The sequence below is a fragment of the Marivirga lumbricoides genome (genome assembly GCF_014636295.1).
GTDB classification, from domain to species: Bacteria; Bacteroidota; Bacteroidia; order Cytophagales; family Cyclobacteriaceae; genus Marivirga; species Marivirga lumbricoides.
Genome location: NZ_BMEC01000014.1, coordinates 211,209 through 220,879 on the forward strand (window position 1 = coordinate 211,209; position 9,671 = coordinate 220,879).

General features: G+C 34.7%; 5 protein-coding genes and 1 rRNA gene. 1 reads left to right on the forward strand and 5 read right to left on the reverse strand.

The features are described from left to right. The first annotated feature begins 80 nt into the window (after positions 1 to 80). Positions 81 to 4,307, forward strand: coding sequence for a CHAT domain-containing protein (locus IEV85_RS20420; protein ID WP_188467038.1), 4,227 nt, complete (start codon positions 81 to 83; stop codon positions 4,305 to 4,307). Here IEV85_RS20420 and IEV85_RS20425 read toward each other — a convergent pair. The 5 genes from IEV85_RS20425 to rrf form a co-directional block, all read right to left on the reverse strand. Continuing rightward, entirely contained in the window at positions 4,304 to 4,918 is a 615-nt protein-coding gene (locus IEV85_RS20425) for a carboxypeptidase-like regulatory domain-containing protein (protein ID WP_188467040.1), read from the reverse strand. The genes IEV85_RS20420 and IEV85_RS20425 overlap by 4 nt on opposite strands. Before the next feature lie 9 nt (positions 4,919 to 4,927). Next, the gene (locus IEV85_RS20430; RefSeq protein ID WP_188467042.1) at positions 4,928 to 5,980 is read right to left on the reverse strand and encodes a M42 family metallopeptidase; all 1,053 of its coding nucleotides are present in this window, start codon (positions 5,978 to 5,980) and stop codon (positions 4,928 to 4,930) included. A 224-nt stretch (positions 5,981 to 6,204) separates the two neighbouring features. Continuing rightward, positions 6,205 to 6,396, reverse strand: a complete 192-nt coding sequence (locus IEV85_RS20435; protein WP_188467044.1) for a cold-shock protein — start codon at positions 6,394 to 6,396, stop codon at positions 6,205 to 6,207. Between the two features lie 178 nt (positions 6,397 to 6,574). Further along, entirely contained in the window at positions 6,575 to 9,364 is a 2,790-nt protein-coding gene (locus IEV85_RS20440; RefSeq protein ID WP_188467046.1) for a WD40/YVTN/BNR-like repeat-containing protein, read from the reverse strand. A gap of 228 nt (positions 9,365 to 9,592) precedes the next feature. Then, a 5S ribosomal RNA gene (gene rrf / locus IEV85_RS25245) occupies positions 9,593 to 9,671 on the reverse strand; the annotation flags it as partial.

The following is a 9,671-nucleotide window of genomic DNA, read 5'->3' on the forward strand; positions in this document are numbered from 1 at the left end:
AAAAAATTGACCAACAAAATAAAAATTCCATAAATAAACATTATCTTTATTTGAGATTAATTTGTATTAAAATAATTACAATGGACGTTAGGAGCTACTTTTCGAGAGTTTTCACTTTTACATTATGTATATTTTGCTTAAATGCTACTCAAATATTTAGTCAGAATGTTAAAAAATATAATAAATATATTGAAAAGGCTGAAAAAAAGTTTGACAAGAATAAGTTTGAAAAAGCAATCAAGTTTGCTCACAAACTGGAAGAAAAAAGCAGGGAAAAATTAGGGGAAGGTAATCAGTTTATTGCAGTAGCTAAATTGAAAGAGGCTAAATATAATTGGGCTCTAGGTAAATTCGACAACTTCTATGCTTTAATAAATGAATCTGTTTCTATAAGTGAGAAAAGTAACGGTGCCACTTCCCTAAGCCATGCAATTAATTTGCAAAATGCAGCTGAAAACATGATGCACTATGGCAACTATGCAAAGGCAAATAATTACCTCACAGCTTCGCTTGAAATATTTACTGATTCGGAAGAGGCTGATAATGCATACATCAATAACCTGATGCTTTTAAAGGCGGAAATTTTGACAGCACTGGGAAATTACAATGAAGCACTTCAAATACTTAATAGCCTCGAAGGTTTCTATCTCCAAAGAGCACTCATCAATAAAGGTAAAAAATTAAGCAGCGATGAAAAGCAATCGAGAAATGAAGATGTTGCTCGATTGATCACTTTGCGTAGTAACGTGCTTCGCCACAAAGGTGAATTTTTAAGATCTGATTCTGGCTTTGTATATGGTGAAAACTGGATTAAAGACAAACTTGGTAAAAAAAGCGCGGCTTTCACCAATCATTTATTCTATTTTGCTCAAATGCTGGAGGAGAATGGCACTAACGAACTTCCTGCCTCTTATTTTAAAGATGCTTATATCTATTCTATTTCTGCCTTGGGAGAAACCCATCCTTATACATTAAGAAACCTGGAAAACTTAGCTATTAATTCAATAAAAGAAACAGATGCTAATAAAACCTCGGCATACTATAAAACGCTGGAAAAAACAATTAAAAAGAACTTCTCTAAAAATAGTACTCACTTCACAAGGCTTGCTACCATTTCTTTCGAAGCTGATTTAAGAAAAGGTAAGCCGGAAAAAATAGAAAATTCACTCATGAAGTTAATGAGTGATACTAAACTTTTACCAAAAGACCATCCTGTAAACATCCAGCTATACGATATCTTGGTGAGGGCTGCAGGTGCTAAGAATCAGTATGCGAATATAGAAAACTACTTAAAAGAGATAATTAATATAAAAGCGCAGCTATACGGTGATTCAAGTATTGAGACAGGCCTTAGCAGATTAGACTTAGCACATTATTGGGTTGATTATACAGATAAGTTTGATCAGGCAGAACAAATATATGAAACAGTTTTTTTTGGCAAAATTGACCGGGAAATCACTAAAGGACATGTAAAGTATGTTAACTTATTGAATCATTTAGCTACTTCTTATCAGTATAATGATGAATATTCCAAAGCCTCTAAACTACTTGATGAAGCACTGTTACTCACCCGAACTAAATATGACAACAAGGATATTGATTTTGGGAAAGAACTCACCCTCATTGCTGATTTACAAATAAAAATTGGAGAGTATGAAAAGGCCGATGAAAATTTGAAAGAAGCTTTATCAATCCTTGAAAATTTCGACAATGACTTAAATGTTATTTATTATATAAAAGCATTGGAAGCTAATGCAAAATTACTTTCAATAAAAGGCTTTTTTGATGAAGCGGAAAATGCTTTGGAGCTCTCTCAAAAGCTATTTAAAAGCGCCATCCCTAATTCCGAATATAATCCTGAAACTGCCAAGCAGGAATTAGCTACTGTTTATCTAAAAATAGGAAATTACAGAGAAGCAGAGGAAATTCTGACAAAAACTTTAAAACAAAGCAGCAGGCAATACGGGGAAAAAAGTCAAAAGTTAATTAGCCCCCTGGTAGATTTTGGAAAGCTATCCCTCATTAATGGGGATTACCCTAAAGCCGAAGAATATGCATTAAAAGCTTTAGCGATTTCGGAAGCTACTTTTAGTAAATACTCCACTAAAAATACTGCTGCAACCCTTCTTCTGGCTGAACTGAATACTGCTTTAGGGGATTATAATAAAGCAGAGGAGTTTTACACGCAAGCCATCACCATTCTTGAAAATCAATTTGGAAGATCGCATGTAGACGTTGCTTCAGCTATTTCAAGTTTGGCTTTGGTAAAGTTTTATAATAATTCTGCCTCTGCAGCCAAAATTGAAGAAATGCTATTTGAAGCAAAAGATATTATAGGCAAGCGTTTCACTACTAAAAGCCCTTTATACGCTGATTTACTCAAGAATATGGCTACTTTCTTTATTTCTCAAGATAAATTAGAGGATGCTTTCAGCTTTTTAGAGCAATCAGAAAATATTTGGAAAGATAAAGCAGGAAGAAGAAATAATATTAAAGCTGCGGACATACATATACTAAGAGGCGATATCTTCTATAAACAAAAGAAGTATGGGGATGCTGAAAAACAGTATAAAACCAGTCAAAAATTGAATGAGAAGTTTTTTAATAATAAGCATCCGGAATATGTAAAAGCTACCTCACGACTGAGCAAAGTTTATTACATGGATGGTAATAAACGCAAAGCCAAAGCTACTATTGAGGAAGTAATTAAAAATTACGACACTTTTATAGAAGAATACTTCCCTGCTTTGAGCGAAAGAGAAAAAACAAAGTATTGGAATACCATTAAAGATGATTATGATTTTTACAATACAATGGCTTTAACGCTTCATGAAAGCTATCCTGAAATGATTGAACAGGTGTACAATCATGCACTCAAAACAAAAGGCTTACTTTTAAGTAACTCCATTAAAATGAGGCAAAGGATTCTTAATACAACTGACAGTGTATTAAGAGAAAGATATTTCGAATGGATAGATAAGAAAGAACAATTAGTAAAAGCAATATCAATGAGTGAAGGCCAGCTTCAGGAAGCAGGAATTAGCCTTTCTAACCTGGCCAAAGATGTAGAAAGCATTGAAAAAGAACTAAGCAAAAAATCGCAGGTCTTCAGTCAGAGTTTCGAGAAGCAGACCTATACATGGAACCAGGTAAAAAGTACTTTGCAACCTAATGAGGCAGCTATAGAAATGGTTCGGTTCAGACATTTCAATCACTTTCTCACTGATTCGGTTGTTTACATGGTACTAATCCTCAGAAATGATAAAAAAAGCACGCCTTCTTTTGTTGTATTGGAAAATGGTAAAGATCTGGAATCCAAGTATTTTAACTACTATAGAAATAGCATTAAGTATAAAATAAAAGACCAATATTCGTACCGAAATTACTGGGAGCCAATTGAAAAAGTAATTGGAAGAAATACCACAGTTTACTTTTCTCCTGATGGTGTTTATAATCAAATTAATCTTGAAACTATTCCTATAGAAGATAACAAATACCTGATTGATCAATCTAATATTATACTAGTTAGCAACACTAAAGATCTGTTCATCAATAAAGTGAGTACAAAGCAATATCAGGAAGAAAAAACAGCACTGCTCTTTGGTGATCCTAAATTTTATTTAGCCTCCAAATCCGACTATAAAGATGAATTCAGATCAGGAACTACCCAAATAAACGATCTTCCAGGTACTAAAAAAGAAATACTGGCATTAACAAAACTATTAAAAGACAATGGTTGGACCACAAACGATTACCTCGATTTAAACGCCTCGGAAGTTACGATAAAGGATATTAACAGCCCTAAAGTTTTTCACATTGCTACTCACGGCTTCTTTGATGAAAGCGAAGCCCCGGAAATGGAGGAATACAAGCAGGATTTAAGCAAAAATCCATTACTAAAATCTGGTTTAATGCTAAAAGGGGCGGGTGATTTGTTAGTAAAAACTAAGTATAATTTCAATATAGAGCCTGGAATACTTACTGCCTATGAAGCCATGAATCTAAATCTTGATAAAACTGATCTGGTAGTTCTATCAGCTTGCGAAACAGGTGTGGGTGAAATCCATGAAGGAGAAGGTGTATATGGTTTGCAAAGATCTTTTCTGGTAGCAGGAGCAAAAACTTTAATTATGAGCCTTTTCAAAGTCTCAGATGAGGCCACAGAAAAGTTAATGGTATTATTTTACACCAAATGGCTTGAAACAGGCAATAAAAGGCAAGCATTTATTGATGCTAAGAAAGAAATCAGAAACGAATATAAAGACCCTATTTACTGGGGAGCTTTCGTAATGATGGGGTTGGATTAATCTCTCCTGTTACTATTGGTTTTCCAATCTCTGATAAAATTTGTCCACGTTATTGGATTAAGGAAATTATTAGGGGGTACTATGCCTGTCATGTCATAAATTTGAGCATAACGCCATTGTTCATAATAAGGCTTATCCCTCTGATATTCCTGCTCTAATATCTGATTAAGCTCATTTTTAAAATTGCTGATCTGCGATCTTTGCTGATTAGTTAATTTTTGTTTCAAAATTGTTTCAGCAAAAGCTTCCATTTCAGGCAACGGGCTTACTAAGACTTCATCTAAAATTAAGTTCTCTCTCACCATCAGCTCAATCATAGAATAAGAGTTCCCATCTAATATATCAGGAATAATAAAATCTCTGCTTTGATAGCCTACACTTCTAAAAGTAATAGTATCACCAGGGAAGGCTAAAAATGAGAAATATCCTTGATTATCAGCTACTGTACCTCTTTTTCCACTATCCATTAAAACAGAAACAAAAGGGAGAGGATCAAGATTTTCAGCATCCAGAATAACACCTGTCATATGAATAGGTTTTTCTCCTTGCTCTTGAGCAATGGTGTTAAAAGCAGTCAAAAACAATAGCGATATTAACAGAATATTTCTCATCTTAAATTTTTAGTGATTCCAGTTATGCTTATCCAGGCTTTCCAGGCAAGCATTTAGTAGTAGAACGGAATCAGCGATATCTTGTTTATGTGCCATCTCAATTACCTGGTGTAAATGCCGGGTAGGTATTGAAATTGCACCTGCAATTGCTCCATTTTTACCCATTCTTTGTAAACCAGCAGTATCAGTACCACCAGCAGTAAGAATTTCCGGCTGCCACTTGATTTTATTATTATCAGCTGTTTGCTTCATAAAATCCACCATTCTGTAATCGCAGATAGTCATGGCGTCAAGCACTTTTATAGCAACACCTTTGCCCAATGATGTAACCTTTTCATGGGCCTGAGCACCCGGAAGATCAAAAGCTATAGTTGTATCTAAAGCAATTCCAAAATCAGGATTAACTTTATGAGAAGCCACATTGGCACCGCGTATACCTACTTCTTCCTGTACAGTAAAAACACCATATACATCATACGGAACTTCCTTTAAGCTTCGTAAAGCCTCAATTAGCACATATACTGATACTCTATTGTCTATTGATTTGCAATTCACACAATCGCCCATTTCTATAAGTCCTCTTTCTCTGGTAACCGTATCACCTACTGAAATAACTTTCTCCACCTGGTCTTTAGACATGCCTAAGTCGATAAAATAATCTGTTAGTTTTGGCACCTTGTTTCTTTCATCCTGCGTCATTACATGAATAGGCTTTGAGCCCATTACTCCTATAACATCCTGTTTTCCATGCACAATAACTCTTTGTGCTGTAAGTGTTTTAGGATCAAAGCCTCCCAAAGTAGTAAATCTCAAAAAGCCATTATCGTCAATATGTGTAACCATGAAACCAATTTCATCCATGTGTGCAGCTACCATTACTTTCTTGGCTTCAGCATTATTTTTAGCTTTTTTAAGGGCATAAACATTCCCTAAATTGTCAACACTTACCTCATCAACTAATGGTTCTACCTCTTTAATAATTAAATCTCTGATTCTCTTTTCGTATCCGGGTGCACCGGGTGTTTCACATATTTTGGATAATAAATCAATATCTACATTCATATTTTACTCAATTTTTAAATCAAAATTAATTTTTTAATACTAATTAGCAATGCGGATGCTAAACTAGTAACATTCAATCTGGTCTAAAATAATTAGACTGATGTTTTAGACCAGCCTTATTCTTTTACAAGGATTTATAAACTAAAGAATCTGAAACCTTAATCAAAAAAAAAGCTGATTGCAAACAATCAGCTTTCACTTCAGAATCTATAAATTATTTAAAATTATACTCTTCTGACATTCACAGCATTTAAGCCTTTCTTGCCTTCTGTGGTTTCGAAAGAAACTTTATCGTTTTTTTCGATATCCTCTTCAAGGCCACTTGCATGAACAAAAATTTCATTCTGGGTTTCATCTTCAATGATAAAGCCAAAGCCTTTTTCATCATTGTAGAATTTTACGGTTCCGGTATTCATAATAAAATAAACATTAATAATTAATAACTTATAGCAATATACGGCATTTGTTACATTCGGATGAAATATTTTGTAAATTATTTTTAATCAATCATTTACAACTATCTCTAACAAATGAAAAAACAGTATCAAGCTCATAATATCAAAAGATATGTTGAAAGGTCACCAACTAAAAAGTTTATTTAACCTCGAATGCCTTCTTTGTTTCATTTTTACCATCAGAAAGAATCACTTCATATTTACCTTTTTTAATAAATTGATTCTCCTTAATTAAACCATTCCATTTCAGGCTTTGATATCCATTGATGGAGATCGGTTTCATAGTTTTTATAATATCACCAGCTTCATCTTTAATTTGTATACGTAGTTCACTCTCTTTTTTAATATTGTTTACAAAGAAAGGAATCTCAATTTCAGGGTAGTAAGTCTTTAAATAAGGTGTCCTTTTTTTACCCCAGCTTTCACTAAACCTAATGTCACCAATTTCAAAAATCAGAAAATTGTTATCATTGTAATTCTCTGCAATTGCCTGAAGCGGCTTTGCATCAACTACATAAATACTTCTACCATGCGTACCTATTACCAACTCAAGCTCTCTTGGGTGAACTATCATATCATAATTGGCTACATTGGGCAAGGCTCCTAAATGCTGCCAGTTTTTACCATCATTAAAAGAGACATAGGTTCCGTGATCCGTACCCAGATATAGCAGACTAGCTACTTCGGGATCCTGATAAATGACATTCACAGATTCCTGAGGTAAATCTCCACTGATCGGTACCCAATTATTACCAAAGTCTGTACTCTTATAGATATAGTTTTTAAAATTATCATTTCTGTAACCCGTCATGGAAACATATACTGTTCCAATTTCATGATTAGATGCATGAATACTACTCATCCATAATCCCTGAGGTAATTTGCCATTTAATTGAGTCCAGCTTTCTCCATTTTTTAGCCTCCATATATTTCCGTCATCCGTACCAACATATAGTAAGCCAAACTTAAGAGGTGACTCTGCAATCTCAGTGATTGTTCCGAAAGGTACATTTCCCTTTTTACCTCCTTTAGTTAAGTCACTGCTTATAGCTTCCCAACTTTTACCTTGGTTCAATGATCGATGTAGTTTCTGTGAACCTAAGTATAAAATATCAGCATTATGGGAGCTCATTAAAACAGGAGTTCTCCAATTAAACCTCAATATGTCTTCACCTATATCGTGGGCAGGAGTAATGTATTCTCTTTCACCGGTAGCACGATTGATTCTGTAGTAATTACCGAATTGAAAACCAACATAAACAATATTTCTATCTCTGGGATCGGCACTCACATACATTCCATCTCCTCCAAATAAATCTTCCCACTGACCTCTTTCGTTAGGAACGGTCTTAGAGCTACCTACCATAGTTCCATTATCCTGCAATCCACCATATATATTGTAAGGTTGAGCCATGTCTACATTTACTGTGTAGAACTGCCCCACCGCCATACTATTTTTATGATCCCAGGTTGCTCCCGCATCATAAGAGATGTATAGCCCACCATCATTTCCTAAAATAATATGATCAGAATCATCAGGATTAATCCACATAGCTTGATGATCGGCATGTACATTTCCTATCGTATCAGTTCTTAAAAAAGTTTTTCCACCGTCTCTGGAAACTACAAGAGGAACTCCCAATACGTAAATATCATCAGGTTTCTCAGTGGAGACACGAATTTCTCCAAAGTAATAGCCGTATGTATAATAAACAGCTCCCAAATCATAATCATGAGTTTTAACCCATGTTTTTCCTTGGTCTGTGGATTTGTAAACTATAGAGCCTGCTACGGAAGTTTCAAATAAATCATTATTTGCATCCCCACTGTATTCTGCCAATGCCTTAGGCTTGTAAATTCCTTCTTTAACTTCCTTCTTTACTGTAACAGCGCTATACTTTTTAGGAAAACCATTATCCTTTAAAAAGTTATCTAAATCTTCGTTTGCCAATTCTAAAAATGCTTTGACGGACATATCGGTAAAGTCGGCAGGAATCAATTTATCTTTATCACTTCTTTCCTTTTTAGTTTTGGTTTCCTTTTGATAATCAAGTAATGCATACATTATATCCGGATTAGAAAGCGAAATATCCAACCCTATTCTACCAGTATACTTATCATCAGGAATACCTGACATATTCAATTTCCAATTCTCCCCTCCATCAACACTTTTATAAATACCTGATCCTTCTCCATTCCCTACAAAATCCCATGCATAACGTTTTCTCTCCCACATGCTTGCAAAAAGAATATCAGGATTTTCAGGATGAATGATTAAATCGATAGCACCTGTTCTATCATCTGTGTACAATACCTTTTCCCATGATTTCCCACCGTCTTTACTTTTAAAAACTCCTCTTTCCTCATTTTCAGAATACAAAGCACCCATAGAGGCTACCCAAACTACATCTGGATTTTCCGGATGCACTACAATTCTACCTATATGCTGACTTCCCTCTAAACCGATATGCTCCCAACTTTTACCTTTATCTACAGATTTATATATACCTGAGCCTGCATAGCTACTTCTACTGCTATTATTTTCTCCTGTACCAACATATATGATATTCTCATTATTAGGAGCTAGCGCTATATCGCCAATTGTCAATGCTCCTTCATTGTCAAATATTGGGTCAAAGCTTATTCCGTTATTCTTAGTGTGAAATAGACCTCCAGATGCATAAGCTATATAAAACTCTTTGATATTATTCTGATTTACAGCTATATCAACAATTCTGGCACCCTGGATTACAGGCCCTACATTTCTTGCAGGAAAAGACTTAAGCAAAGATTTTTCCGCAAGTTTTTGTCTGGCCTTAATCCCCTCCTGAATAACTTTAGGATTTGAAGGCTCAACCTGCGCACTAACTTTGGCAATGGGAATTAGCAATAAAATAAAAGCTAAAAAACTAAGTAGGTTTGATTTCATAGAATTCAATTTTAATTATGAATTCAATTTGCAAAAAATATACTGAATAGAAAGAGATAACTTTATAATCGGATAAAAACAGGGAGGAAAAAGAAAATCAGTCAGAATAATAGTAGATAAAACAAATAACAAAAGAATCACAATAAGAACCTCAACTGATCAATTGTAAACCCTCGGGTGCATAAAAAAAGCCTTAGCAGTGTTAGTACTAAGGCTTATTTAATAAAAGGCTGGCAACGACTTACTCTCCCACCTGTTACGGCAGTACCATCAGCGCTGGTGGGCTTAACTTCTCTGTTCGGAATGG

Bases quoted from the DNA above. Each gene is read 5' to 3' on its own strand.
- IEV85_RS20435 (WP_188467044.1), bottom strand. From the start codon at position 6,396: ATGAATACCGGAACCGTAAAATTCTACAATGATGAAAAAGGCTTTGGC.
- IEV85_RS20440 (WP_188467046.1), bottom strand. From the start codon at position 9,364: ATGAAATCAAACCTACTTAGTTTTTTAGCTTTTATTTTATTGCTAATT.
- IEV85_RS20430 (WP_188467042.1), bottom strand. From the start codon at position 5,980: ATGAATGTAGATATTGATTTATTATCCAAAATATGTGAAACACCCGGT.
- IEV85_RS20425 (WP_188467040.1), bottom strand. From the start codon at position 4,918: ATGAGAAATATTCTGTTAATATCGCTATTGTTTTTGACTGCTTTTAAC.
- IEV85_RS20420 (WP_188467038.1), top strand. From the start codon at position 81: ATGGACGTTAGGAGCTACTTTTCGAGAGTTTTCACTTTTACATTATGT.